General features: G+C 62.9%; 22 protein-coding genes. 10 read left to right on the forward strand and 12 right to left on the reverse strand.

Annotation, left to right across the window (positions count from 1 at the left end; genetic code table 11):
* From BFX80_RS10390 to bla, 5 genes are all read right to left on the reverse strand, one after another.
* Positions 1-675, reverse strand: a complete 675-nt coding sequence (locus BFX80_RS10390; protein WP_084208812.1) for a TetR/AcrR family transcriptional regulator — start codon at positions 673-675, stop codon at positions 1-3.
* Positions 676-759: 84 nt separating this feature from the next.
* Complete coding sequence (locus BFX80_RS10395; RefSeq protein ID WP_205632697.1) at positions 760-1,509, reverse strand: class II aldolase/adducin family protein; 750 nt, start codon at positions 1,507-1,509, stop codon at positions 760-762.
* Positions 1,510-1,650: 141 nt separating this feature from the next.
* A complete protein-coding gene (locus BFX80_RS10400; RefSeq protein ID WP_084208813.1) occupies positions 1,651-2,607 on the reverse strand; it encodes an NAD(P)-dependent oxidoreductase in 957 nt (318 codons plus the stop codon).
* A gap of 303 nt (positions 2,608-2,910) precedes the next feature.
* Entirely contained in the window at positions 2,911-4,017 is a 1,107-nt protein-coding gene (locus BFX80_RS10405) for an NADH:flavin oxidoreductase/NADH oxidase (protein WP_084208814.1), read from the reverse strand.
* 254 nt (positions 4,018-4,271) lie between these two features.
* Positions 4,272-5,138: a class A beta-lactamase gene (gene bla / locus BFX80_RS10410; protein WP_240499537.1), complete on the reverse strand. Its 867-nt coding sequence runs from the start codon at positions 5,136-5,138 to the stop codon at positions 4,272-4,274.
* Between the two features lie 416 nt (positions 5,139-5,554).
* Between bla and BFX80_RS10420 the strand changes: the two genes are divergently transcribed.
* Positions 5,555-6,727, forward strand: coding sequence for an alpha-hydroxy acid oxidase (locus tag BFX80_RS10420; protein WP_077376993.1), 1,173 nt, complete (start codon positions 5,555-5,557; stop codon positions 6,725-6,727).
* Positions 6,728-6,849: 122 nt separating this feature from the next.
* On the opposite strand, the gene BFX80_RS10425 is transcribed toward BFX80_RS10420, so the two are convergent.
* A complete protein-coding gene (locus BFX80_RS10425) occupies positions 6,850-8,271 on the reverse strand; it encodes an NAD(P)/FAD-dependent oxidoreductase (protein WP_084208817.1) in 1,422 nt (473 codons plus the stop codon).
* A 230-nt stretch (positions 8,272-8,501) separates the two neighbouring features.
* On the opposite strand from BFX80_RS10425, the gene BFX80_RS10430 reads away from it, so the two are divergent.
* Both BFX80_RS10430 and BFX80_RS10435 read left to right on the forward strand, forming a co-directional pair.
* On the forward strand, positions 8,502-9,323 hold the full coding sequence (locus tag BFX80_RS10430) for a FadR/GntR family transcriptional regulator (RefSeq protein WP_084208818.1): 822 nt from the start codon (positions 8,502-8,504) through the stop codon (positions 9,321-9,323).
* Positions 9,324-9,372: 49 nt separating this feature from the next.
* Positions 9,373-10,650, forward strand: a complete 1,278-nt coding sequence (locus BFX80_RS10435) for a Zn-dependent hydrolase (protein ID WP_240499538.1) — start codon at positions 9,373-9,375, stop codon at positions 10,648-10,650.
* A gap of 113 nt (positions 10,651-10,763) precedes the next feature.
* Here BFX80_RS10435 and BFX80_RS10440 read toward each other — a convergent pair whose 3' ends face one another.
* The 6 genes from BFX80_RS10440 to BFX80_RS10465 all read right to left on the reverse strand — a co-directional run bounded on the left by BFX80_RS10440 (position 10,764) and on the right by BFX80_RS10465 (position 16,938).
* Complete coding sequence (locus tag BFX80_RS10440) at positions 10,764-11,525, reverse strand: M15 family metallopeptidase (RefSeq protein WP_084208819.1); 762 nt, start codon at positions 11,523-11,525, stop codon at positions 10,764-10,766.
* 6 nt (positions 11,526-11,531) lie between these two features.
* Positions 11,532-12,809 carry a TRAP transporter large permease gene (locus BFX80_RS10445; protein WP_084208820.1) on the reverse strand — a complete coding sequence of 426 codons (1,278 nt, stop codon included), beginning with the start codon at positions 12,807-12,809 and terminating at the stop codon, positions 11,532-11,534.
* Complete coding sequence (locus tag BFX80_RS10450; protein ID WP_240499539.1) at positions 12,806-13,381, reverse strand: TRAP transporter small permease; 576 nt, start codon at positions 13,379-13,381, stop codon at positions 12,806-12,808. Before BFX80_RS10450 ends, BFX80_RS10445 begins: the two co-directional genes overlap by 4 nt.
* 200 nt (positions 13,382-13,581) lie before the next feature.
* Positions 13,582-14,610: a TRAP transporter substrate-binding protein DctP gene (gene dctP, locus BFX80_RS10455; RefSeq protein ID WP_077377013.1), complete on the reverse strand. Its 1,029-nt coding sequence runs from the start codon at positions 14,608-14,610 to the stop codon at positions 13,582-13,584.
* A 397-nt stretch (positions 14,611-15,007) separates the two neighbouring features.
* On the reverse strand, positions 15,008-15,883 hold the full coding sequence (locus BFX80_RS10460) for an MBL fold metallo-hydrolase (RefSeq protein ID WP_084208822.1): 876 nt from the start codon (positions 15,881-15,883) through the stop codon (positions 15,008-15,010).
* A gap of 125 nt (positions 15,884-16,008) precedes the next feature.
* Positions 16,009-16,938 (reverse strand): LysR family transcriptional regulator, encoded by a 930-nt coding sequence (locus BFX80_RS10465; RefSeq protein ID WP_084208823.1) that lies wholly within the window; start codon positions 16,936-16,938, stop codon positions 16,009-16,011.
* Between the two features lie 478 nt (positions 16,939-17,416).
* Here BFX80_RS10465 and BFX80_RS10475 point away from each other — a divergent pair, with 478 nt between their 5' ends.
* The 7 genes from BFX80_RS10475 to BFX80_RS10505 all read left to right on the forward strand — a co-directional run bounded on the left by BFX80_RS10475 (position 17,417) and on the right by BFX80_RS10505 (position 24,754).
* On the forward strand, positions 17,417-18,319 hold the full coding sequence (locus BFX80_RS10475; RefSeq protein WP_084208825.1) for a LysR family transcriptional regulator: 903 nt from the start codon (positions 17,417-17,419) through the stop codon (positions 18,317-18,319).
* 215 nt (positions 18,320-18,534) lie between these two features.
* A complete protein-coding gene (locus tag BFX80_RS10480; protein WP_084208826.1) occupies positions 18,535-19,335 on the forward strand; it encodes a putative hydro-lyase in 801 nt (266 codons plus the stop codon).
* 92 nt (positions 19,336-19,427) lie between these two features.
* Positions 19,428-20,474 (forward strand): TRAP transporter substrate-binding protein, encoded by a 1,047-nt coding sequence (locus BFX80_RS10485; protein WP_127735654.1) that lies wholly within the window; start codon positions 19,428-19,430, stop codon positions 20,472-20,474.
* 194 nt (positions 20,475-20,668) lie between these two features.
* Complete coding sequence (locus BFX80_RS10490; protein ID WP_054555982.1) at positions 20,669-21,274, forward strand: TRAP transporter small permease subunit; 606 nt, start codon at positions 20,669-20,671, stop codon at positions 21,272-21,274.
* Positions 21,274-22,554, forward strand: a complete 1,281-nt coding sequence (locus BFX80_RS10495; protein ID WP_077377031.1) for a TRAP transporter large permease — start codon at positions 21,274-21,276, stop codon at positions 22,552-22,554. Before BFX80_RS10490 ends, BFX80_RS10495 begins: the two co-directional genes overlap by 1 nt.
* A 113-nt stretch (positions 22,555-22,667) precedes the next feature.
* Positions 22,668-23,351 carry a DUF2848 domain-containing protein gene (locus tag BFX80_RS10500; RefSeq protein ID WP_084208828.1) on the forward strand — a complete coding sequence of 228 codons (684 nt, stop codon included), beginning with the start codon at positions 22,668-22,670 and terminating at the stop codon, positions 23,349-23,351.
* Positions 23,348-24,754, forward strand: coding sequence for an amidase (locus BFX80_RS10505; RefSeq protein WP_157109475.1), 1,407 nt, complete (start codon positions 23,348-23,350; stop codon positions 24,752-24,754). The genes BFX80_RS10500 and BFX80_RS10505 overlap by 4 nt, the downstream gene beginning before the upstream one ends.
* Positions 24,755-24,862 lie beyond the last annotated feature (108 nt).

Genomic DNA, 24,862 nt, shown 5'->3' on the forward strand with positions numbered 1-24,862 from the left:
TCAACTCCTGTGAGGTGGGGGTGTTGTTGTCATCTCGACATGCTCAAGCAAGGTGCCGTGAGGCAGGCGCAGGATGCCCTCTGCCGCTCGCATGGCGATCCCGGGCAATCGCTCGACGGCATAGAGGCCATGTTCCAGCCCACCTTCCAGCCACAGACCATCGATCAAGCCATTGAGGGCGATCGCCTGTTCCTCACAGATGGCGTCATCAGCGGGCAGATCATTGGCGCTCAGAACGGGTTGGATCAGTAACCGCAGCAGATCGAGAAACTCACGATAGGTTTCCTGATGGACCGCCGAGTAGGTGGCATCGTGACGTACCCGACCAATGAAGGTCGCCCACAGGGAGACCTTGTGGGCGGCCAGATTGGGCTGGGTGAGACTCGCCGCGATGAAGCGTGCCAGACGACACGCCGAGGATTCATCACTGACCGGGCTGGCATCGGCGATATCGGAGGTCAGCTGGCCCATCATGTAGGCATAGGCGGCTCGCACCATGTCATCCTTGGTGCCGAAGTGGTGGCGAATCAGCCCGGGTGAGACACCGGCCGCCTCCGCCACGCGGCGCACGCTGGCGCCGGCCAGACCATGCTGCGCGACACAGCTCAGCGTGGCTTCCAGCAGGTCGCGCCGACGCTGATCCTGGGAAAGGCGCTGGAACACCTTGCGACTCATCTGGGCCCCTCTCCTTCACTCAACGCCGGGATTGCCGCACTTGCCTCACTCTCAGGTGACAGCGGCCACGCATCGAGGGAAGGCTTATCGACGATAGTCACTGCCAAGGCTCTCCAGCAGACGCAGGTGGGAATCCCATTCCAGTGCCAGATCGCCATCCTCATGGATGGCCATGTCGTACTGGCCGACCACATGCGCACAGATCTCGGGCGAGAGACGGCGCACCGGCTGGCCCATGGACAGGGTCGCGACCTGAATCTCGCAGCTGCGCTCGAGATAGAACATGTTGTTGAACATCTCGGCGGCAGAGGCACCCGTGGTCAGCAGGCCATGATTGCGCAGGATCAGCGCCGGATTGTCGCCAAGGCTTGCCACGATGCGTTCGCGCTCATCCAGATCCAGCGCGATGCCTTCGTAGTCGTGGTAGGAGACGCGACCATGGAACTGCAGGGCGATCTGATTCAGCGGCAGCAGTCCTTCTTCCAGGCTCGATACCGCCACGCCGGCGCGCGTATGGGTATGCATGATCCAGCTGGCAGAGTGGCTTGCCGCATGAATCGCCGAGTGAATGGTGAAGCCGGCTGGATTGACCCGCGCGGCGCTGTCATCGACCTTCTCGCCGTTGACGTCGATCTTGACCAGCGAGGATGCGGTGATCTCCTCCCAGCGCCAACCATAGGGATTGATCAGGAAGTGCCCTTCCTCACCCGGCACTCGCGCCGTGATGTGGGTATAGATCAGGTCGGTCATGCGGTAGTGCGCCGCCAACCGATAGCAGGCTGCCAGATCAAGGCGTGCCTGCCATTCCGCGTCACTCATGGTTGATGCCTGCATGTCGCTGTCTCCTGTGATCAAGATGTCGCTGTCTGGGGTCGAGAAAGGCTCCGCAGAGCCCTGAAAAGCCTTGACGCCTCCACCTTCCGGTCCTCAATAGCCGAGGGCCACAATAGCCAAGGTCCTCAATAGACCAGGGCCTCAATAGCCGCGCTGGCGATCCACGCCCAACGTGAGCGGCAGGCCATCGCGCAACTCGCGCGCCGTGGCCACCACCTGCTCGGCGACCACCTCGGGGAGCGAGTCACTGGCGACATGCGGCGTGATGCGCAGGCGCGCGTCCTGCCACCAGCGATGATTGGACGCCAATGGCTCCTCGCGGAAGACGTCCAGCGTCGCGCCCGCCAGCTGACCGGACGCCAGTGCCGCATCGAGATCGGCTTCCACCAGGTGCTCGCCGCGGCCGATCTGCACAAGCCAGGCCCCCGGCCGCAGCTGGGCGAACAGGGTCGCATTCAGCACATTCTCGGTGACCGGAGTCAGCGGCAGGATGTTGATCAGGTAATCCGCCCCCTGAGCCGCGGCCATCACCGCATTGTCGCCCGTCAGATAGCACACGCCTTGCACTGGTGCGACAGGTTCACTGCGACAGGCGACCGTCACCGAGAATCCCAGTGCCGACAGCGAAGTGACCACCGCGCGCCCCATGCTGCCGTGGCCCAGCACCGCCACCTGCGCCCTCTCGGGCGCACGCATCGGCAAGGGCTGCCACTCACGGCGAGTGGCATTGTCTGCCATGACGGCAAACTCGCGCTCTTGATGCAGCACTTCATGCGCGGCAAACCCGGCCATCAGAAATGCCTGATGCGGATCTCGTACCCGTGCGACCTGAACCTCATCTGACAGCCCCGGATGACTGAGCAGAGCATCCACCCCCGCCGCGATCGACATGGCAAGCATGAGATTGGGGTACGGCGTGAAGGCGTCTTCTCCCGGCTGCCAGCAGATGGCGAACGCGACCTCCGTGGGGTCTTCGATCTCCTGCGGGTTCTGCAGCACGACATCCTCGCCCAGCTGGCGCAGCGCCTCACCGTAGAGGCTGTCCAGGTCCAGGGATTCACTCAGGTAGACACCCAGAATCGGGGCTTGGCTTGGCATTGGCTCTCCTTGTGTCACGACTGGCAGCGAATGGGTTACGGTGGATTTTCCGTCACTATTGCACACTCGTATAATTACTGCCAACCGTCCTGTGCTCCCCCGTGCCTTCATCGCCCTGCTGGCGCAGCGCCGCCTTGAGCCACAAGGAGAGGCGCAAACGCCTCTCCACTCTCCACCCTCAGATCGAGGCTTCGCGCCGCCAGGGGGATTGAGCAAAGGGGATTGAGCAAACAAGAACGCCCGCGATCATCGAGCAAGGGCTCATGAACGCGGGCGTCAGTCATCGATGTCCTTTCACGGACTTCAGTCCTGCTGATTCTCCAGCAATGACTTCAGACCATGCGGCTGGCAACGCAGATACTGGGGCGAGACCTTGACGGTATCTCCCAGCGCGGCGGCCGCATGCCAGGGCCAGCGCGGGTCGTAGAGGATGCCACGCGCCAGGGCGATGGCATCGGCACGCTCTGTCACCAGCAGGTCTTCCGCCTGCTGTGGCTCGGTGATCAAGCCCACCGCGATGACGGGCATGACCACCTGCGCCTTCAGGGCCTCGGCGTGCGGCACCTGATAGTTGGGTTCCACCGGAATCTGCTGCTGCTCGCTGAGCCCGCCGCTTGAGACATGCAGATAGTGGCAGCCACGGCGGTCAAGCGCCTTGGCGAGTTCGATGCTCTGTGCGAGATCCCAGCCACCCTCGACCCAGTCCGTCGCGCTGATCCGGATGCCCAGCATGACCTCGTCAGGAATCGCGGCGCGAACGGCGTCGAACACCTCAAGCGTCAGCCGCATGCGATTCTCCAGTGAACCGCCATAGTCGTCCTCGCGCTGATTGCTCAACGGTGACAGGAATTGATGCAGCAGATAACCATGCGCCGCGTGCAGCTCGATCCCGTCGAGACCGATCTCGACGGCACGCCGGGCCGCTTCCACGAAGGCGTCGATGGTCTGGGCGATCTGCTCGGCGCTCATCGCCTCGGGAAGCGGCCCCCCTTCACTGAAGGGAATCGCGCTGGGTGCCAGAGTCTGCCAGCCGTTGGGTTGTCCCGGGGTAATGGCAGTTCCGCCCTCCCAGGGCTTCTCGCATGAGGCCTTGCGGCCCGCGTGACCGATCTGCACGGCCAACGGCATCGGCGAATAACGACGGATACGCTCGACGACACCTTGCATCGCATCACGCGTTGCCTCGTCAAAGAGCCCCACATCGCCATGGGTGATACGCCCTTCGGGGGAGACGGCACTGGCCTCGAAGATCAGCAGGCCGGCACCTGACTGGGCCAGATTGCCGAGATGCTGGTCATGCCAGGCTTGCATCCGGCCATCCTGGGCGGAGTACTGGCACATCGGTGCAATGATGATGCGATTGTCCAGCGTGAGCGGGCCGAGCTTCAGCGGGGAAAACAGTGTGGACATGGATATCCTCCAGACACGTGCAGGAACAGGTTGGGCAAGGCTCATGAGCGGACATGACAGGGGGAGCGGGTTCCATCTCCCCCGGCAAACCATTGCGGATACAGTTCAGGCACAATGCGGGCGAGAGGCAGGAGTCACAAGCAAAGGATGGCATCAGGGCCGGCAACGCTGAGTTGCCCAGGCTTCACGCAGGCTTTCTCAGGCACGCTCCTTCAGGCACGCTCTTTCAGCACGTGCTCTCACGCGTCACGCGATCAATTGTCAGCGTGCGTGTCCACACCTTCGGTGGCCGGTCCTTCGATGGCCAGTACCTCGGACACCAGCAGACGCCCGACATCGGCAATCGCGGCGTCACGCACCGCACGCTCGGCCTCGCTCTCGGTCAGATAGACCGCCACGATCAACGGGGCGTGATTCGGCGGCCAGATGATGGCGATATCATTGTTGGTGCCATGCCCCCCGCCCCCGGTCTTGTCAGCGATCTGCCAGTCATCCGGCAAGGCGGCACGCAGCTTGTCACTTCCCGTGGTATTGGCCAGCATCCAGCCCTGCAACGTGAGACGCGACGCCTCGCTCAGCGCCTCCCCCAGCAGCAGCCGCTGAAGGGTGGACGCCATCGCGTCAGGAGTGGTGGTATCACGGGGATCTCCCGGAGTGGCCTCATTGAGCGCCGTTTCACGACGATCCAGACGTGTGATGTCATCCTTCAGAGTCCGCAGATAATTCGTCAGCCCGACAGGCCCACCGATGGCATCGAGAATCAGATTGCCGGCGGTATTGTCGCTGGTGGTGATGGTGGCCCGGCACAACGCCGCCAGTGTCATGCCATCGCCCTCCACCTGACGTTCGGTGACGGGGGAATAGGTCACGAGATCCGCCGGGCGAATCTCCACCTTGCGTGACAGCGACTCCTGACGGGCATCCACCCGCGAGAGCAGATTGCCGCATGCCAGCACCTTGAAGGTGCTGCTCATGGGGAAACGCTCATCACCCCGCCAGCTGACACGTCTGCCATTGGCAGTATCCAGTACCGTCACACCAAGGCGCGCGCCGACCCGCTGCTCTATTTCCTGCAGATTGGCGACCACAAGTCCCTCACGCTCCGCCTCGGAAGCGATCACGGACGCTGCTTGAGCCGGACTGATCATCAGCCATGACAGACAGGACGCCAGCATCGCGTCACGCCCACGACGCAGGACTCTTGCCCTTGCCGCGCCTTGGGGCCTGGCCGGATCGCGCGGCGTTGTCGGGCGCCGACCATCGGCTGAGGCGCTACAGGCAAATCTCATGGGTCCATCACCTTTCATGGAGGCGCTACCTGACACCTCAGGTCGCGCAGTCAACGTGTCCGTCTGCAGACGTCGTGCAGCAGGTTGGTTGCATCATTGCCATGATGCTATGGCACAGGCGTCCTCGACAGATAGACGTATCGCCAATGGTGAACCCCCCATCCATCGGAGACAGTAAGCCCAGCATCCCCTTGGCGATGTCCCTGGACCTCGAACGATCCGCCTTCTCTCCTTGGATGGAGTTCTGCATGACCATCACCTGCATCAATGATCTGCAACGCCTGGCGAAACGCCGTGTGCCGAAGATGTTCTACGACTATGCCGACTCCGGCTCATGGACGGAAACCACCTATCGCGCCAACGAGGCTGATTTTGCCGCCATCGGACTGCGTCAACGGGTGATGGTCGACATGGACAATCGCACCCTGCGCACGCAGATGCTGGGAGAGGATGTGGCCATGCCGGTGGCGATCGCGCCCACTGGCCTCACCGGCATGCAGCATGCCGATGGCGAGATGCTGGCCGCGCGCGCGGCGAGTGACTTCGGCGTGCCCTTCACGCTCTCGACCATGAGCATCTGCTCCATCGAGGATGTCGCATCCGTCAGCACACGCCCCTTCTGGTTCCAGCTCTACGTGATGCGCGACAAGGATTACATCGGACGGCTGATCGATCGCGCCAAGGCGGCGGAATGTTCCGCGCTGGTGCTCACCGCTGACCTGCAGATCATCGGCCAGCGCCACAAGGACCTGATCAATGGCCTGAGTGTCCCTCCTCGTCCCACCGTGGCCACCGCGCTCAATCTGGCGACCAAGTGGCGCTGGTGCGCCGGCATGCTGAAGACGAAGCGCCACAGCTTCGGCAACATCGCCGGTCACGTGAAGGACGCCGACAACCTCAGTTCCCTGTCGAAATGGACCGCCAGTCAGTTCGACCCCAGCCTGAGCTGGGATGACATCAAATGGATCAAGGATCGCTGGGGCGGCAAGTTGATCATCAAGGGCATCATGGAGCCGGAGGATGCCGAGATGGCCGTTCAGGCAGGCGCCGATGCCGTGATCGTCTCCAACCACGGTGGACGTCAGCTCGATGGTGCGGCCTCTTCCATCTCCGCTCTGCCGGACATTCTCGCGGCGGTCGGCGACAGGACAGAGGTCCACATGGATGGCGGGATTCGCTCTGGCCAGGATGTGCTCAAGGCGGTGGCGATGGGCGCCAAGGGCGTCTATCTGGGACGCGCCTTCCTGTATGGACTCGGCGCCATGGGCGAGCAAGGCGTGACGAAGACCCTGGAGATCATCCACAAGGAGCTCGACACGACGCTGGCCCTGTGCGGACTGCGGGATATCCATGACGTGGACACGCGTATTCTCAGGCCCGGCACCTATCCGGTGGCCAGTTCACAGACCAGAAGCTCGTGAGAAACACGAACCTTTGATGTCAGGCCGACATGCGCCGATGGAATCCACCACGGCACATGTCGGCCTGTCCTCCTTTGCACGCTGCCCTCTCGGGCCAGCGCACCGGCTTGCATGGGCTTGCCTCAATGCACCTTGAGTCGCGGTCCCATGGCATGGCGCAGAACGTCACTGACCACCTCGGCTGAGCCCTTGAGCGGCCCCAGCAGCAGGAACTGATGCTGACGCTGCAGTCCTTGGTAGGCCGCGCGTGCAAAGCGCCCTCTCACCTGCAGATCCTCATGCCCATCGTTGCCTTGTGCATGGCTCAGCTTGCCGCTGAGCTTGCCACCGAGCTCACCGACGCTGCCCGCCCTGGCCAGTGACAACAGCGTGCCGCGATCCTTGAACTCGAAGACCTGAGCCGCCTCGCCCTGCTGGCGACGCGGCAGTTCTTCCGCCAGGAACTCGGCCTGTTCGCTGGCCACCTGTGCCGTGGGTGGCAAGGGTGCCTCATCGATGCAGGCACAGTCGCCCAGCGCGAAGATGGCTTCCTGCTCAAGGCATTGCAGTCCGGGCGTCACCTTCCATTGACGCTTCTTGTTGCTGGCCAGACCTTCGATCTCCTCGACGATGGCAGGCCCCACACGCCCCGCCGCCCAGACCACCAGGTCTGCCTCGCGTGTCACGGACTCGTCACCTTCGCTGATCTCGACGCTGCCGGGTGACACCTTGGCGACCTGACGAGACAGTTCGATATTGATGCCCTGTGCCTCGAGTCGCTGATGGATCGCCTCGCGCAGTTCCTCGGAGACCCCCGGCATGAAGGTCTCGGTGGCCTCAAGGATCGTGATCTCGACCCGCGAGTCCTTCGGCGCAGGCGCATCATGTCTGCCACGCGCTTCATGCAGATACGCCGCGAGCTCGACACCGGTGGCACCGGAGCCGACGATCACCACCTGATACGGCCGCCCCGGAGACTCTTGAGCGCTACCCTTGGCACCATCCTGAGCGACGTCCTGGGTGGCTGACGCGCCTGAATCCCCTGTCGGTGCTGTTTCCATCGCCACATGATTGGCCAGCAAGCCACGCGAGAAGCGCTCGGCAATACGTTCGGCGTCTTCCGGCGAGTCAAGCAGACAGGCATGCTCCAGCACGCCCTCGACGCCCATGTCAGGCGTCACCCCTCCCAGGGCCAGTACCAGCTGGCGATAACCTCTGACGCGGGCCGGCACCTCAGCGGTCGAATCATCTTCCCTGCCCGGTATGGCCGCAAGGGTGATCTGGCGTTGTTCAGGGTCCACGCCTTCGAGGGTGCCGCACTCGAAGCGAAATCCCCACTGCTCCGCCAGACCGGCATACCCCAACTCATCGACCTGACGCCGTCCGAGGCCCGCCGCGATCTCATGCAGGCGCGGCTTCCACACGTGACTGGTGTCGCGATCGATCAGCAACACGTTCTTGTGGCCTGCCTTGGCCAGGCGGACCGCCAGTTCCAGTCCGCCGGCACCGCCACCGACGATGACGATATCGGCGTCACGCGTTCGCTGAGAGTCATGCGTTTCCATAGGGCCTCCTTTCGCGGGGTCGAATAGAGAAACCTTATGTCAGACCAGGCGCTTTTCAAGACTGCCACCCGGAACTTCGCCAATGCGCAGCCTTTGATGCGACGCGTCATGTCCTTGATCGAATTCGCGACGCTCACGTTCGCATTGCGGGTTTGACAGCGCTCAAGTCCGCGACTAAAGCTTATTTATACGAATAAATATGAATGACTCGCCTCCGCTCAGGACATCGCATGCCGACATCGCCTCCACCACTGATCACGTCACGCACCAGCAATGGCTCTGGCGCTCCCAAACGCCAGAAACTGGCCGAGCTGATCAGCGATGATCTGAGGCGCAGCATCGTGCGTGACGGGTTGCGTGAAGGTGACCGGCTACCCAACGAGAAGGCGCTGATGGCGCAATACGGCTGCGCCAAGGGCACGCTGCGTGAAGCCCTCAAGATTCTGGAAGTCGAAGGCTTGATCACGCTGAAGACGGGCCCCAATGGCGGCGCCGTGCTGAATGCGCCGAGCATGGAGCCCACCAGTCGCATGCTGAGAAGCTTCCTGCACTTCAAGACGCTCAATGGCGCCCAGGTCTATCAGCTGCGCCGGCTGCTGGAAGTCGAGATGGCGGTATCGGTGGTGGGCCTGCTCAGCGAAGAGGATCTGGTCGCGCTCGAGCACAATGTCAGTGACTGCAGTTGCCATCAGCCACAGGACGAGGACCAGCGTCGCCAGCGTTTTCTGGAAATCGAGTTCCATCAGGTACTGGCGCGTGCCTGCCCCAACCCGCTGCTCAGTTTCATGTGCCAGTTCCTCAACGACATGCTGCACGAGCTTGTCGTCATCAAGAAGGCCTATCTCCCGGAGCGCAAGCAGTTCGATGCCGCCAATCAGCATTACCACACCGGGCTGATCACGGCGTTCCGCCAGCAGGATCACGAACAGGTCCGTCAGCTCATGACGGAGCACATGCAGGATGCCGAGCACCATATGACGGCACTCGAGGTGGAAATGGCCGACCAGCTGCTCGTCACTCCGGCGCAGCTGATGGCCGACAGCAGAGCCTGACACCGCACGACACATCACAAGAACAATATTCACGAGAGGAAGGAAATCGATGACCACTGCCCAGATGGATACCTCCCCCGTCAGCACCCTGAGCGAGCTGCGCACCGACAGTGATCGCCTGTGGCAATCCCTGATGACCCTGGCCGAGCTGGGCGCCACGCCCAAGGGCGGCGTCAACCGCCAGGCGTTGACCGAACTGGACCGCCAGGCGCGCGATCTCTTCATCGAGTGGTGCAAGGCCGAAGGCTGCACGATCCGTATCGATGCCATCGGCAACATCTTCGCACGACGTGCCGGCACCGACCCGGACGCCCCGGCGGTGATGACCGGCAGCCACATCGATACCCAGCCCACGGGCGGCAAGTTCGATGGCTGCTTCGGGGTGATGGCAGGACTGGAAGTGCTGCGCAGCCTCAATCAGCACGACATCAAGACCCGCTGCCCGGTGGAGGTGGTGGTCTGGACCAACGAGGAAGGCTGTCGCTTTGCGCCCTGCATGATGGGGTCCGGCGTGCATACCGGCCAACTGTCATTGCACGAGATGCTGGCTCAGAAGGACACGGATGGCGTGACCGCCGGCGAAGCGCTGGATGCCATCGGCTATCGGGGCAGCGATGAGATCCCCCGCGAGAACGTGCGCGCCTTCTTCGAGAGCCATATCGAGCAGGGCCCGATCCTGGAAGATGAAGAGACCACCATCGGCGTGGTGATGGGCGCGCTGGGCCAGCGCTGGTTCGATCTGTCGCTGACCGGTCAGGAAGCCCATGCGGGCCCCACGCCCATGTCGCTGCGCCAGGACGCCATGCTCGGCGCGGCCGAGATCACCGTCGCCGTCAACCGCATCGCCATAGAGCATGCACCGCACGGTCGCGGCACCGTGGGCGTGATGCAGGTCCATCCGGGCTCTCGCAACGTCATCCCGGGTCAGGTCAACATGACCATCGACCTGCGCTCGCTGGAGCCCGACTCCCTCACCGCGATGGTCGCCGAACTCAAGGAAGTCGTCGAAGCCGTCAGCCAACGTCACCGCCTGGCCTTCGAGCTCACCCCTACCGCCGACTTCGTCCCCGAGCACTTCGCCGACAACTGCGTGAACGCGGTGCGCAATGCCGCCAGCCAGCTCGGCTACTCGCATCTCGACATCGTCAGCGGTGCCGGTCACGACGCCATCTTCATGGGCCGTATCGCTCCCGCCGGCATGATCTTCGTCCCCTGCGAAGGCGGCATCAGCCACAACGAGATCGAGAATGCCGCCCCCAAGGACCTGCACGCCGGCTGCAACGTGCTCTTCCACGCCATGCTGGATCAGGCCGAGATCGTCAGCTGAGGCGTGATTTCCCTTGCACAGGGTGACAAGACGCCCCGCTCGAGAGGTCATCGAGCGGGGCGTCTTGTGTCTGGCGCTGTGCATGGCCAATCCGTGCGACCCGCCATGAGTCGCTATTGCAGAGACCGCTTCCAGAGACTCTCGATACTGTCCATCTCCGCCGGACCGAAGAGTGCCTCGGGCTCGCCCCGGTACCAGGCCCAGAGCTGATCCCCGAAGTCGAAGTGCCACCATTCGCTGGGCAGGTTGGTGAAACCAGCCTGGGTCATGACGTGATAGAGCAGCCGCCGGTTGTCGCGTGCCTCAGCCTGGGGCGTGTCTGCGCCAGGCGGATGACGTTCGAAATAGTCCGCGTGGGACTCAGGTGTCGCCTCATCGAACAGCGTCCCCATCTCGAGCAGCAAGCCATCGGCATCGCAGATCGTGACATCCACGGCACCGCCTGTGAGGTGCGGGCTCGGCGCGTCAGGATCACGGCTGGGCAAGGAGACGAATTCCCGCGTACGCGCCAGCAGCTGGGCCTCGCAAAGCGAGGGGTCATGCGTCTTGAGCGACTGATACAGCGTCTCGAACAGATACTGCTGTACCCGCCAGGGTCGCCAGCCATCCATCACCACCAGCGACAGCCCTTCCGGCAAGGCGCGTGCGGCCTGCAGCAGGCGCTGATACACCGCACGCCGCACCAGACATTCATTGACCGCCCCGGGTATGCCGAGGCGTGCGTAGGCGGGATAGACCTTCAGGCATGACGGCCCGAGGCTGGTCGGCACCAGAGTACTGTCACAGCCCTTCACGGGAATGCAGGTCACCTGCGACCAATCCGGCTCGTCATGACTCGGGATGGCAGGAGGCGTAAAAGTCAGTGATGACGTCATGAGGTGTTATCCAGACAGGGTCGGCAACCACAGAGTTAAGGGCGGGAAGACGATCAGCATCAGCAGTACCGCGACCGCCACCAGCACGAAGGGCCAGATGGTGCGAAACAGTGAGGTGATCTCGAGCTTGCTGACCGCGGCGGCCACGAAGACGCAGGCCCCCATCGGCGGCGTGATCAGCGCGATGGTGATATTGAGCGTGATGATGACACCCAGATGCACGGGGTCGATGCCGGCGGCCATGGCCACGGGCACGAAGATCGGTGTCAGCAGCATCAGCGCCGAGACCTCTTCCATGAACATGCCGGTGACGAAGGTGATGGCACTGAGCAGCAACAGGATCAGGATCGGGCTGTCGATGTAGGGCGTCAGCAGGGCCACGAACTGATTGGGCACCTGGGCATAGGACAGCAGCCAGCTGACGATGGACGACACCGCCATGATCACGAAGATGGCACTGGTCAGACGCGCCGTATCCTTGATGGCACCCCATACCTCGACAAGCTTGAGCGGCCCCTGACACAACCCGCAGAGCAGCACGTAAGCGACGATCAAGGCGCCGGATTCCGTCGGGGTCACGATGCCCAGCACGATACCGGAGACGATGATCACCGGTGCCACCAGTGCCGGCAGCGCGCCGATGATTGCCGAGAACACTTCACTGCGTGCCGGTGCCTGACCGCGCGCCTGCAGGCCATGCCGACGCGCATACCAGGCATTCATCGCCATGAACGCCACCGCCAATACCAGTCCGGGCACGACCCCGGCCAGAAACAGGCTGCCCACGGAGGTATTGGTCAGCGAGGCGTAGAGGATCATGAAGATGCTGGGCGGAATGATCGGCCCGATCAACGAGCTGCCTGCGGTCAGGCCTGCGGCGAAGGACGTCGAATAGCCCTCCTTGCGCATCGCGGGCACCAGCAACGAGCCGAGTGCGGAGGTATCGGCGACCGCCGAGCCATTGACGCCGGCGAAGAAGACGCTGGAGACGACGTTCACGTGGCCCATGCCACCGCGAAGATGCCCGACCATCAGCCGCGCCAGGCGCATCAGGCGCTCGGTCAGACCACTGATGTTCATCAGGTTGCCGGCAAGGATGAACAGCGGAATCGCCATCAGCGAGAAAGCATTGATGCCACCGAAGAACTGCTGTGGTCCGAGACGTTCCAGCATCGAGATATCGATGAACAGAAAGCCGGTCACGGCGGTGGCGAGCAGGGAGAGAAACAGCGGCAGGCCCAGCAGGACGTGCACCACGAAGATGGCCAGCATTGCCCAGATCATGTGCGCGGCCCTCCTGTCCTGTCATCATGCGCCGGAAGGTCGGCGGCCTCCTCGTCCGGTGCGATCTCCAGGGTCTGGGATCTCAGCGGCCGTGGGCCATGCAGCAGCACCTGGGCCGTGATCAACGCGAAACCGATCGGCATCGACAGCATCGGCACGCTGCGGCTGATGCCCAGCCCCATGGTGCGGAACATGCTCGCCGACATGGCGTAGTGCCAGGTCATCCAGGTCGCGCCCGTCATCAATACGAGCGTCAGCCACCATTGGTAATGGATCAGCCCCCTGGCCATGCGCGGAGGCAGGCGCCGTTCCAGCAGCGCCACGCGCATGTGTGCCCCTTCTGCCCAGACGACGCCGATCGCCAGCATGACACTGGCGATGATGAGATAGCGGGTCAGCTCATCGACCCAGATGGGCGCGCCGCCCAGTACATAGCGCATCACCACGCCGTAGAGCATGATCAGCACCGTGGAAGCCAGCAGCATCGCCGCGAGCGCCAGCGTCACGCGGCCACAGGCATGCAGCAGGCCTTCCCTGAAAGAAGACAGTCGTGAAGGAGTCATGGAAGTCATTTACCGCAATCCACCAGAAAGGAGGGAGAATCAGAGCCCCGATGCCCGGACGACATTGCCCGGGCAACGGGGGAACTGCACCATCAGCTCATCAGGCCCAGGGCTCTCTCACGTCGAGAGGCGCTGACGTCGAGAGGCGTTGACGTCGAGTCACGCCTGGGCACTTGAGCGCTGTGGAAACCGCGCGCCTCACATGCCCCTCATGAAGAGAGACCGGCATCCTTCATCGCGGTATCGATCAGCTCTGGTGCGATGTCCTGACTCTTGAGCCACTCGAGGTAGGCCGGCTGGCCCTTGCTGCGAAACGCCTCGAGGTCTGCCTCGCTCGGGCGGATCACTTGCATGCCCTGCTCTTCAAGCAAGGCGATGCGTGACTCGACCTGGCTCTGGTTGTCCTGACGGGCCTGAGCATTGGCTTCCTTGACTGATTCGAGCAGTGCGGTGCGCTCTTCATCAGACAGGCTCTCGAGCAGCTGACCATTGGCGACCAGGAACTGATCCGAGTATTGGATGTTGGCCAGCGTCAGGTACTTCTGCACTTCCTGCAGACTGCCCAGCAGGATGTACATAGGCGGGTTCATCTGACCATCCGCCACCCCGGTGCGCAGCGCCATGTAGACTTCCGTCCACGGAATCGGCGTACCCGAGGCGCCGAAGGCCTCATAGAGCGCTACCTGGCTCGGGTCCATCGCGCGGAAGCGAAGCCCCTCGAAGTCATCGGGGCTGGTGATCGGACGCTTGTCGTTGGTGAACGCCAGAAAGCCCCCCTCCTCCACGACGGCCAGAATCTCGGCGCCATTGGTGCGCTCACTGAACAGTTGCTGCACCTGCTGCCAGTACTGACCTTCATCGAAGAAACGACGCGCCTCATCAAAGCCGTCGAACATGAACGGCGTGGCGCTGACATAGACTTCCGGCACGATGGGGGCCATGCCCGCGAAGGAGGCGATGTTCAGGCTCGGTGCGCTGATGACCTGCTCCATGCGTTCCTGCTCCTCTCCCAACATGCTGTTGGGGTAGAGCTTGAGCTCCAGCTCACCATCGGTCTTCTCTTCCACCAGCGTCTTCAGGTTGCTGGCAAAGACGTGCACGGCATTCTTGTCGGCATCCGGTGCGCCGTTGTAGCTGAGATTGATGGTCTGGGCCTGCACGCTGGCCGCCAGCAGGCTGAGCGCCAGAGTGGAACCGGTAAGCGTCTTGCGCAGCAGAGATGTCTTGGACAAGGACATGTGGATTCCCTTTTGTTTTTGTAGATATCGGTGGTATGCGGCGGGAGAAACGCCGTCCCGGGGATATGGCACTGTGGCCGGCCAGGTAGTGGGCGTTACCCTCACACGTCGAAAGTAGCGTTGTCGCTGTAGACTAATCAATCGTGCGAGTGTTGTTTTTTCGTCCACACCCATTGGACCTGACAAGCCCATCTCTGGCTTGGCGTTCCCACAGACCTGACATATCCAAAGACCTGACGCACCCAGAGACCTGACGCACCCAGAGACCTGACGCACCCAGAGACCTGACGTACCCAGAGACCTGACGTACCCAGAGACCAGGATGGCCCCGAAAACCGGAGTTTTCGGGGCCATTTCAACGACACGGCGAGGCCGTGCTGAACGAGGCGCTACATCGTCAGTGGGTATGCTCACCCTTGAGATCACTGCGCCAGCCCATGCCGGACTCTTCCATCAGGCGCTCATGCACGCCCTCGATGTTGAGACCGACCCACTCCTCATACTGAGCCAGATCCCTGTACTCGGAGAGATCGACCTCCTGCTGGATCTGCTCCAGTGACTTGCCGGCGAGAATGCCCTCCGTCACTTGGGAATACAGTGACTCCAGATAGGTCAGGTAGCGTTCGACATCGGCGTGATCACCGGTCTCGGCATGCCCGCCAACGAAGGTATCGAAGTCATATTCCAGCACTTCACGCGTCGAGTTGATCATGCCCTGGATGTCATAGCTCCAGAGCTTCTGCCACGGCATGCGTCCGATGACGATCCAGTCCACCACGAACATCGTGGCGTGGTCCTTGAAGTACATGCTGATCGACCCGCGCCCGTCATTCGGGCCGTGATAGCGCAGCTGGACTTCCTTGCCGCCCAGTCGCAAGGTCATTTCATCCTCGAAGACGAGATCCGGCGGTACGGCCTTCGCCCGGGTGCTGGCGATATCCTGAGCTGCCAGCCGGTGCGCGATGAAGGTGGTATCCGGCGTGTCGAAGACCTCGCCGCCATAGATGTGATCACTGTGGTTGTGGCTATACACCACATAGCGAACCGGAGTGTCGAAGCGCTGCTTGATCTCGTTGTTCAACCAGCTCGCTGCGGCGTGATTCATCGGGTCCGTCACCAGCGCGCCCTGATCGGTGATCATGAACACGGAGCGATGGCGATCATCGATGAAGCGATAGAGCCCCTCTCCGAGAGGTTCTATCTCATAGGCCTGGGCCTGCAGACTGAAAGGAAGCGCTGCCAGCGCCAGTAGTGTCTTGAGGGGGCTCAGCATCGGAGGAAATCCTCGCATCAGGTGTTGTTGTCGTGAGATATCACTATGCCCAGACTCTGATACGAGAAGCCGTCAAGACTGGATGCGCCGAGGATTGACCCACTCGCGGCGCTGTCCAGCGGGTGTCACTTGCCGAGCAGTCGCGGCGCATCTGCGGTGAAGAACCGCAATCCCTGCTGCAGGTGGGTAAGGCAGGCCTCGACGGCCACCGTCATCTCACGCCCGCGCCGCGTACACATCTGCGCGCGGGTCTGTGCCAAGGCCGGATGCTGCATCGGCAGCAGGCAGATATCGCCACGCCGCAACTCCTCCACCACGCTGAGCTCGGGCATGAAGGTGACACCGATCCCTGATCTCACGAAGTTCTTGAGCACCGAGACAGAATTGGTGCGCAATTGCGCGCGCAGCGAGACCCGCTCCTGCTGCGCCGCCTGATTCACCATCTGGCGCATGCCGGTGCACTCGTCGATCAATGCCAGTGGCCAATCCGCCACCTTTGCGAGCGTCAATGGCTTGCCGATCTCGAGCAGCGGATGTGCCGCCGGCACGATCAGATCCAACGGCTGACAGGTCTCCACATGACAGCAGAGAATCGGGTCTACCGGCGGGGCGTAGAGAAGCGCGATATCCACCTCGAAGTCGCGCAACAGCTCGGTCGCCTCATTCACCCCCGCCATGCGCACCACCACCTCGATGCCAGGATGGCGGGCCATGAAGCTCTGCAAGGGCAGCGAGATCAGATCGGCGATGAAGCCCTCGCCCACCGCGATTCGCACTTCACCGCTACGCAGCCCCTGCAGGGCACTCAGCTGCGAGAGCGCTGCGGCCTCCGCCGCCTGCTGACGATGGAAATGATCCAGCAGCAACACCCCGGCCTGGGTCGCACGCATGCCCGTCTCGCTGCGCTCGCACAGCGCGACACCCACCTCTTCTTCCAGCTGCTTGATCTGGCGGCTGACGGCGGAAGGGTCGAGATTCAGGTGCCGTGCCGCACGGCGCAGTGAGCCGCGACGGATGATTTCATTCAGCGCCGTCAGCGCCTTGGGATTGAGCATGGAATACGGTACCCGCCAGCAGCAGTGGAGGAAGAGGCAAGACTCGGATCACTCAGGATATCCTTGCAGATCAAGCGACTCCAGAGGCCCATATCAGGAAGCGAGCGACAACGAAAAAGGAGCCGCATGAGCGGCTCCTTGTGGTTCGACGTGATCAGCAGTTGCCTTTCTTGGCCTGCCCCGGCGGACAGAAGCTGCCACCTCCACGCTTGTGATCATGATGTCCATCACCGATCTCGATGATGGGTTCGGCATCGATCCGCGCCGGTGTATAACTGCACCCCGCCATGACAAGGGCACTCAGCATCACAAGGCTGACAACTCGCACGCTAGACTGCATCATCATTTCCTTTCTTGAAAATACACATTTCTCGATGCTTCACATCGTACCGGAATGCACGCCATCGAGAACGCAATTTCTCAACGAATGGTAATGTGAGCCCCAAGCTTGCGGCATCAATCACGACAGGATCTGGCCATGTTCGATTTCAAGGAAGTGGAAGCCTTCGTGTGGATCACCCGCCTGGGGTCGTTCCGACTGGCTGCCCAGCATCTGCATCTGACCCAGCCGTCGATTTCCGAACGTATCAACAAGCTGGAAACCACCCTGGAAACCCGCCTGCTGGAGCGCACTCGCCGACCGGTACAGCCCACTCTCAAGGGGCGCGAATTCTATCGTCACGCCGAGGCGCTGCTGGAAGCGCGCCAGAAAGCACTGTCCATGATGGCATTGAGCACGCCCTTCCAGGGCGTGTTGCGACTGGGCGTCGTGGAGACCGTGGCGCATAGCTGGCTGCCCGGCTTTCTGGCCGAACTGGCGCGCCGCTACCCGGATCTCACCCTGGAACTGGAGGTCGACAGCTCCCCGGGGCTTGCCGCCATGCTCACCGCCGGCGATATCGATCTCGCCTTCCTGATGGGGCCGGTCACGGCGGAGAACGTGCTCAACCGCTTTCTGTGCAACTACACGATGGGCTTCGTGACCAGCCCGTCTCTTGGCTTCACCGAAGACAACTTCTCCTTGCGACGCCTGAATGCTCTGCCGCTGATCTCGTTTGCCCGCAACAGCCGGCCGCACCATGAACTTGGCTCGCTGCTGCATCAGATGGGACTCGATGACGTGAAGCTGCATTGCTCAAGCTCCTTGTGGACCATCGTGCGCATGACCTTGGATGGCCTGGGCGTCGGCGCCATCCCGCCGCGCATCGTCGCCGAGGAAATCCGCCAGGGCACCCTGCTCAGCCTGCCCTGCGACCTCCCCGAACTGACCTTCACCGCCTCCTGGCCGACCCATATGGAAAGCGCCCTCGCCGAAGGGGTCTGCGAGCTTGCCATCGAGATCGCCCGCCAGGATCAGGAGGCGCATTCACGCCTGTCCTGAGCATCGCTGTCTGCCAACGACGCTCTCGCATTCCCCATGTTCCTGCTCCCACGTTTCCTGTCTCGCTCACGTCTCGCGGGCCTGCGACGGGCCATTTCACACACCACATGAAAGGAATTTCCGATGGCTTGACTCGATAAAAATCGATTGGATTTATCCGGGCGTGCTTCTTATGGTGAAGACAGACAACAACAACTTCACAAGAAGCCCCCACGATGCCCCAGACACTTCTCAGTGCCGCGTCGTCCCCCCGCGAGGCGCGCGAGCAGATCCGCAGCGGTCATTGGGCCAGCCACACCAGCGGTATCGCTGCAGGCTTTGCCCAGACCAACCTGATCATCCTGCCAGCCGAGGCTGCCGGCGAATTCCTGCAATTCTGCCAGGCCAATCCCAAGGCCTGCCCGTTGCTGGATGTCACGGCCGTCGGTTCTCCCGCCCCGACAGGGCTCGGTGAGAACATCGACCTGCGCCACGACCTGCCCGCCTATCACATCTACCGTCACGGCAAGCTTGAAGAAACGCGCACGGATATCGCCGCCCTGTGGCAGGACGATTTCGTGGCGTTTTCCATCGGCTGCTCGTTCTCGTTTGAAGAGGCGCTGCTCAACGAAGGCGTCGAGGTTCGCCATGCGCGCCTGAAGCGCAACGTGCCGATGTATCGCACCAACATTCCGCTGATCAGTGCCGGTCGTTTCCACGGCAACCTGGTGGTGTCCCTGCGCTCGATGTCGGCGGCGCATGCCATTCGCGCGATCCAGATCACCACCGACATGCCCCGCGTCCACGGCGCGCCCGTCCATCTGGGTGACCCCGCCTTGATCGGCATTTCCGATATCAACACCCCTGATTTCGGCGATGCACCTACGCTTGAGACAGGCGACCTGCCGGTGTTCTGGGCCTGTGGCGTCACGCCGCAACTGGCACTGGAGAATGCGCGCCTGCCGTTGGCCATCGCACACAGTCCGGGCCACATGCTGATCACCGATATCCCCAATCATCGCCTCAAATACGGATGACCGCTTGTGGGAGCCACGGACCTGCTCCGCAACAGACAAGACCGTCAGATTCTTTCGATAACACCAGATGCACAACAACAATGGTGACTCCCATGAAGACACGTTTTGCCCTCTCCGCCCTTGGTCTCGCGCTCGCCGCTGCCGGTAGCGCCAATGCTGCCGACACCCTCAACGTGGTAGGCAGCTGGAGCAGTCTGGAGCTCAACCGTCAGTTCGAGAAGCCCTTCTGGAGCGAGACGCTGCCAGCTGCCAGCAGCGGTGAACTCAGCACCCAGGTGACCACCTTCGACCAGATGGGCATCCCCGGCTCCGACGTCTATCGCTACCTGGGCGATGGCGTCTTCGATGTCGGCATGACCGTGGCGGATTACACCGTGTCGGACGCGCCGGAACTCGAAGGTCTGGATCTGCCGATGATGGCCCCGACGGCCGAGGAGGCCCAGAAGGTGGCCGAAGCCTTCCGCCCACTGGCCGAATCCGCCATGAACAAGCGCTTCAACAGCCATGTGCTGGCGATCGTGCCGTATCCGGCCCAGGTGCTGTTCTGCAATACCCCGATCGAAGGGCTCGATGGTCTGAAGGACAAGAAGGTACGTGCCAGCGGCCGCTCCACCGGTGAGTTCATCGAGGCGCTGGGCGCGCAGAGCCTCAACATCGCCTTCAACGAGGTGCCGGGCTCCCTGGAACGTGGCGTGATCGACTGCGCCGTCACCGGTTCGCTCTCCGGCTACAGCGCCGGCTGGCACGAAGTCTCCAGCCACCTGATGCCGCTGCCGCTGGGCGGCTGGGATTACGTGATCACCGCCATCAATCAGGACAAGTGGCAGAGCCTGAGCGCTGATAGCCAGACGCTGATCCAGCAACAGGTGGACAGCGAGTTCACCGCGCCGGTGTGGGAAAACGCGCGTGGCGAGACCGCGCGTGGCGTGGCCTGTCTGACCGGCGAAGGCGATTGCCCGCTGGGCAAGAGTGCCGACATGACGCTGGTCGACTTCAGCGATGACGACGCCAAACGTGCTCGTGCGGCGCTCGAAGACACCGTCCTGCCTGCTTGGGCCGCGCGTGTCGATGCCGAGACGCGCAAGACCTGGAACGAGAGCGTCGGCAAGGTCGTCGGCCTGACCGCTAGCGCGGAGTGATCCAACGGCACCTGCTCACCGAAGCCTGTTCGCCAGCAGGTGCCTATTAGCCCCGCCCTGTCCCGACGTGGCAGACATGTTCCCCAGAGACGTAGCGCTGAACGACTCGCGCCTGTGTATTCAAGCGCAAGCTTTCAAAAGCAGGCTTTCTCGAGAAAGCGGCCTTCGTTCAGCGCCCCAGCAGGACCCGACTCATGAACTCCTTCCTTCACGCACTCGATGTCCTCGTGTCACTGACACGCGCGATATCACGCCACGCCGCACGCCTGATGGGCCTGTTGCTGCTGGCCGTCGTGGTCTTCATCGGCGCCGAAATCCTGATGCGCCAACTGTTCAATCATCCGCTGCCCGGCGTGCACGAATATGCCGGGTATGTGCTGGCGATGCTCTCGGCGTGGGGCCTTTCCCACACCCTGATGGAGCGCGCCCACATCCGTATCGATGTCGTGCACGGCAAGCTGCCGGCCTTCTCGCGCCACACCCTGGATATCCTCGCGATGCTGGCGCTGAACCTGGTGGCCTGGGTGATTCTGATCAATGCCTGGCCGGTGCTCGGCAAGTCGTTGAGCAACGGCTCCACCGCCAACACCCCGCTGGCGACACCGCTGTGGATTCCGCAGCTGCTGTGGCTGTCCGGTTATGCCTGGTTCGCGATCACCACCAGCGTGCTGGGACTGCGCGTTCTCGTTGCCGCCTGTCTGCGTGATACCACCACGCTCGAGACACTGGCCGGCCCCGATCACGGAGAAAGCGAAGGGGCTCTGGCCCAGGCTGCCTCCACGACCAAGGAGACTCGCTGATGTTGGGCTTTCTTTCGGTGGGTATCCTCACCCTGCTGCTGGCCGGCATTCCCGTTGCGGTCACCCTCTTCCTGCTCGCCTTCGGGATCGACCAGTTCTATTCCTTCTTCCCGCTGACCAAGGCGCTGGGCCAGAACCTGTGGTCTGCCGCGGACTCCTTCCTGCTGATCGCGATTCCGTTGTTCGTGCTGATGGGCGAGATCATCGTGCGCGCCGGCATCGCCGAGAAGGCCTACCGCGCCATGGACCACTGGCTGTCGTGGCTGCCGGGCGGCCTGCTGCACGCCAACATCACCACCTCGGCACTGTTCTCGGCGACCTCCGGCTCCTCGGTAGCCACAGCGGCGACGGTCTCGACCGTGGCGCTCCCCCAGGGCAAGAAGCTCGGCTACGACCCCAAGCTGTTCTGCGGCAGCATCGCCGCGGGCGGCACCCTCGGCATCCTGATCCCGCCGTCGATCAACCTGATCGTCTATGGCTTCCTGACCGAGACCTCCATCCCGAAGCTGTTCATGGCCGGCCTGGTTCCGGGCCTCGGCCTGGCGGCGCTGTTCATGCTGGCCTCGCTGCTGCTGTGTGTCTGGAAGCCATCACTGGGCGGCCCGCGCAAGAGCGCGAGCTGGAGCACCCGCCTCAAGAGCCTGTCGTTCCTGCTGCCGCTGCTGGTGCTGTTCATCGTCATCGTCGGCTCCATCTATCTGGGCTGGGCGACGCCCACCGAAGCCGCCGCCATCGGCGTGCTGGCCTCACTGGGCCTCGCCGCCATCAACCGCTCGCTGAACCTGTCGATGATCAGCCGCGCGCTGGACGGCACCGTCAAGACCACCTCGATGATCCTGTTCATCATCATGGCGGCCTCCTTCCTCAACTTCGCGCTGGCCTCCTCCGGCATGGTCCAGCAGGTCACCGGCCTGCTCGAAGCCTATGACCTGGGTCCCTTCGCGCTGCTGATGGCGGTGATCGCGCTGTTCATCGTGCTCGGCTTCTTCATCGAGACCCTGTCGCTGATGGTCATCACCATTCCCATCGTCACCCCGCTGATCGTCGCGGCCGGTTACGACAAGGTGTGGTTCGGCATCGTGATGATCCTGTTCGTCGAGCTGGCGCTGATCACCCCGCCAGTCGGCTTGAATCTCTACATCGTGCAGGCCTCACGGCGTGGCGAAGCCTTCGCGGACGTCATCATCGGCACCCTGCCGTATCTGGGCGCGATGCTGGTGATGGCAGCGCTGCTGGTGGCCTTCCCGCAGATCGCGCTGTGGCTGCCTTCGGCGCTGTAAAGCCGCTTTTGTGTGGCACCTGCTGGCACGCCGGCAGGTGTCATTGGCGCCACACCGTTCATTCAAGAATTTTTCAAAGAACAACGACAACCCCGATAACGGAGCGATAAACCATGCTGACCTTTACCCATGACAACGGCGAATTCACCCTTGATATCCAGCGCGTCGCGATTGCCGGCTGGGCCGGACGCGACCAGGCGGGCGTGCAGCACCATATCGACGAGCTCAAGCTGCTGGGTGTGGCACCGCCCTCCCAGACTCCGCTGTTCTACCGCGTGAGCCGCGAGACCCTGACCCAGGCCTCTCAGGTCGCGATGCTCGGCGGCGAGGGCTCCGGTGAGGTCGAGACCTGTCTGGTCAGCGACGCCGAGGGCACCCTTTGGGTGACGATTGCCTCGGATCACACCGACCGCAAGCTCGAAGCCGTCGGCGTCGCCGAATCCAAGCAGCTGTGCGCCAAGCCGATTGCCCGCCATGCCTGGAAGCTCAGTGAGGTCATCGACCACTGGGACAGCCTCGAGATCGAAAGCGAGATCGAGGACGCCGGCAAGACCGTGCGCTACCAGCAGGGCACCCTCGCCGAGCTGCTGCCGGTCGCCACCCTGATGGAGCGCCTGCCCGCCGCCATCGCCAAGGATAGCCGCCTGGCCCCAAACAGCGTGCTGCTGTGCGGTACCGTGCCGGCGATCGGTGGCATCCGCCCCAGCCCGAGCTTTACCATGCGCCTGATCGACCCGCAGACGGGTCGTCGCATCGAGCACCGTTACGAGGTGGAAGAACTTGAGGTGGTGGCATGAGTGATGAAGGCATGAGCGCTGAGCGCGTGAAGATGGACAACGCCCGTGAATTCTGGGCGCGCTCGCCCCGCCAGCGTACGTTGACGCAGCTGCTGGCCGCCTATCAGGCAGGCAGTTTCGGTCCCGAGCAGACTGCCACGGTGCTTGCCGAGCGCCATCAGGCCCTGGGCGAGACCGCCAGCCACAGCATCATCAGCCGCGATGATGCTGGCATGAGCGCGCAGGCAGCGGCCCAGCAGCAACTCAAGGCAGCTGCGACGTCGTTGCCGCTGGGAGGGGTCCCTGTCTCGATCAAGGATCTCTTCGATGAGGCCGGCATGACGACTCTGGCAGGCTCTCGCGCACTGGCAGAGAGTCACCCAGCCGACCAGGACGCTCCGGCGCTGAGCCGCCTGAAAGCCGCCGGCATCCTGCATGCCGGCCGCACCAGCATGAGCGAGTTCGCGTTTTCTGGCCTGGGCCTCAACCCGCACGTCGGCACGCCGCCCAACCCCTTCGATGGCGAGCGCATCACCGGCGGTTCGACCTCCGGCGGGGCGGCCTCCGTCGCCTTCGGGCTGGCTGCGGCGACCCTGGGCAGCGATACCGGCGGCTCGCTGCGGATTCCGGCGGCCTTCTGTGGGCTGACGGGCTTCAAGCCGTCACAGGCCAGCGTGCCGGGAGATGGCGCCTTCCCGCTGTCACCGAGCCTGGACTGCATCGGCCCCATCGCGCCCAGCGTTGCCTGCTGTCGCACGCTGTGGGAAGTCCTGAGCGGTGAGGTCGCTGACCCGACACCCCTTACCCGCCCGCTGACGCTGCTGGTGCCGGAGAGCGAGCTGGTCAGTGAAGTGGACGCCGATGTAGCCGCCGACTTCGCCGCCCTGCTGGAACGACTCGAGGGGCTGGGTGTTCGCCTCCAGCGTGCGCCGGTCGAGGCCATCGAGGCCGCTTACGCCATCAATCAGCGCGGCGGCCTGGTCATTCCGGAAGCGGCCGCCGTGCATCACGAACTGCTGGCTGCCCATGAAGATCAGTATGATCCGCTGATCGCCGAACGCCTGAATGGCGGGCGTGACATCACGGCCAGCGAGTATCTGGCACGCCTGTGGCCGCGCACCGCCATCCAGCAACGCTTCGCTCAGCAGGTGCAGGATGTCGATGCGGTGCTGATGCCGACCGTGGCCATGCGCGCCCCGCGTCGTGACCTGCTGGAGCAGGATGGCGCGCTGTTTGCCCAGCTCAACAAGCGTGCGCTGCGCAACACCAGCGTCTTCAACTATCTGGATGCCAGCTCGATCTCGATTCCCGCGCCGGCACCACAGAACGAGGAACCGCTGGGCCTGATGCTGTCACGCCCTCAGGGTCAGGATGTGGCGCTGCTGCGCGTCGCCCAGGCGCTGGAGACACTGCTGGCCCGATGATGCTGTCCCGGCTGACTGCAAGACGAAAAAAGGGGCCTCCATCTGGAGGCCCCTTTTTCATGACACGGTTCTGATGACACGGTTTTCATTGTGCGATGCCATGGCGTG

Origin of the sequence: Cobetia marina (genome assembly GCF_001720485.1) — a bacterium.
Lineage (GTDB): Bacteria > Pseudomonadota > Gammaproteobacteria > Pseudomonadales > Halomonadaceae > Cobetia > Cobetia marina.

Bases quoted from the DNA above. Each gene is read 5' to 3' on its own strand.
- BFX80_RS10505 (WP_157109475.1), top strand. From the start codon at position 23,348: ATGAGTGATGAAGGCATGAGCGCTGAGCGCGTGAAGATGGACAACGCC.
- BFX80_RS10485 (WP_127735654.1), top strand. From the start codon at position 19,428: ATGAAGACACGTTTTGCCCTCTCCGCCCTTGGTCTCGCGCTCGCCGCT.
- BFX80_RS10465 (WP_084208823.1), bottom strand. From the start codon at position 16,938: ATGCTCAATCCCAAGGCGCTGACGGCGCTGAATGAAATCATCCGTCGC.
- BFX80_RS10390 (WP_084208812.1), bottom strand. From the start codon at position 675: ATGAGTCGCAAGGTGTTCCAGCGCCTTTCCCAGGATCAGCGTCGGCGC.
- BFX80_RS10420 (WP_077376993.1), top strand. From the start codon at position 5,555: ATGACCATCACCTGCATCAATGATCTGCAACGCCTGGCGAAACGCCGT.
- BFX80_RS10445 (WP_084208820.1), bottom strand. From the start codon at position 12,809: ATGATCTGGGCAATGCTGGCCATCTTCGTGGTGCACGTCCTGCTGGGC.
- BFX80_RS10440 (WP_084208819.1), bottom strand. From the start codon at position 11,525: ATGACGTCATCACTGACTTTTACGCCTCCTGCCATCCCGAGTCATGAC.
- BFX80_RS10500 (WP_084208828.1), top strand. From the start codon at position 22,668: ATGCTGACCTTTACCCATGACAACGGCGAATTCACCCTTGATATCCAG.
- BFX80_RS10395 (WP_205632697.1), bottom strand. From the start codon at position 1,509: ATGCAGGCATCAACCATGAGTGACGCGGAATGGCAGGCACGCCTTGAT.
- BFX80_RS10405 (WP_084208814.1), bottom strand. From the start codon at position 4,017: ATGTCCACACTGTTTTCCCCGCTGAAGCTCGGCCCGCTCACGCTGGAC.
- BFX80_RS10490 (WP_054555982.1), top strand. From the start codon at position 20,669: ATGAACTCCTTCCTTCACGCACTCGATGTCCTCGTGTCACTGACACGC.
- BFX80_RS10425 (WP_084208817.1), bottom strand. From the start codon at position 8,271: ATGGAAACGCATGACTCTCAGCGAACGCGTGACGCCGATATCGTCATC.
- BFX80_RS10495 (WP_077377031.1), top strand. From the start codon at position 21,274: ATGTTGGGCTTTCTTTCGGTGGGTATCCTCACCCTGCTGCTGGCCGGC.
- BFX80_RS10435 (WP_240499538.1), top strand. From the start codon at position 9,373: ATGACCACTGCCCAGATGGATACCTCCCCCGTCAGCACCCTGAGCGAG.
- BFX80_RS10460 (WP_084208822.1), bottom strand. From the start codon at position 15,883: ATGCTGAGCCCCCTCAAGACACTACTGGCGCTGGCAGCGCTTCCTTTC.
- BFX80_RS10450 (WP_240499539.1), bottom strand. From the start codon at position 13,381: ATGACTTCCATGACTCCTTCACGACTGTCTTCTTTCAGGGAAGGCCTG.
- BFX80_RS10430 (WP_084208818.1), top strand. From the start codon at position 8,502: ATGCCGACATCGCCTCCACCACTGATCACGTCACGCACCAGCAATGGC.
- BFX80_RS10400 (WP_084208813.1), bottom strand. From the start codon at position 2,607: ATGCCAAGCCAAGCCCCGATTCTGGGTGTCTACCTGAGTGAATCCCTG.
- BFX80_RS10475 (WP_084208825.1), top strand. From the start codon at position 17,417: ATGTTCGATTTCAAGGAAGTGGAAGCCTTCGTGTGGATCACCCGCCTG.
- BFX80_RS10480 (WP_084208826.1), top strand. From the start codon at position 18,535: ATGCCCCAGACACTTCTCAGTGCCGCGTCGTCCCCCCGCGAGGCGCGC.
- dctP (WP_077377013.1), bottom strand. From the start codon at position 14,610: ATGTCCTTGTCCAAGACATCTCTGCTGCGCAAGACGCTTACCGGTTCC.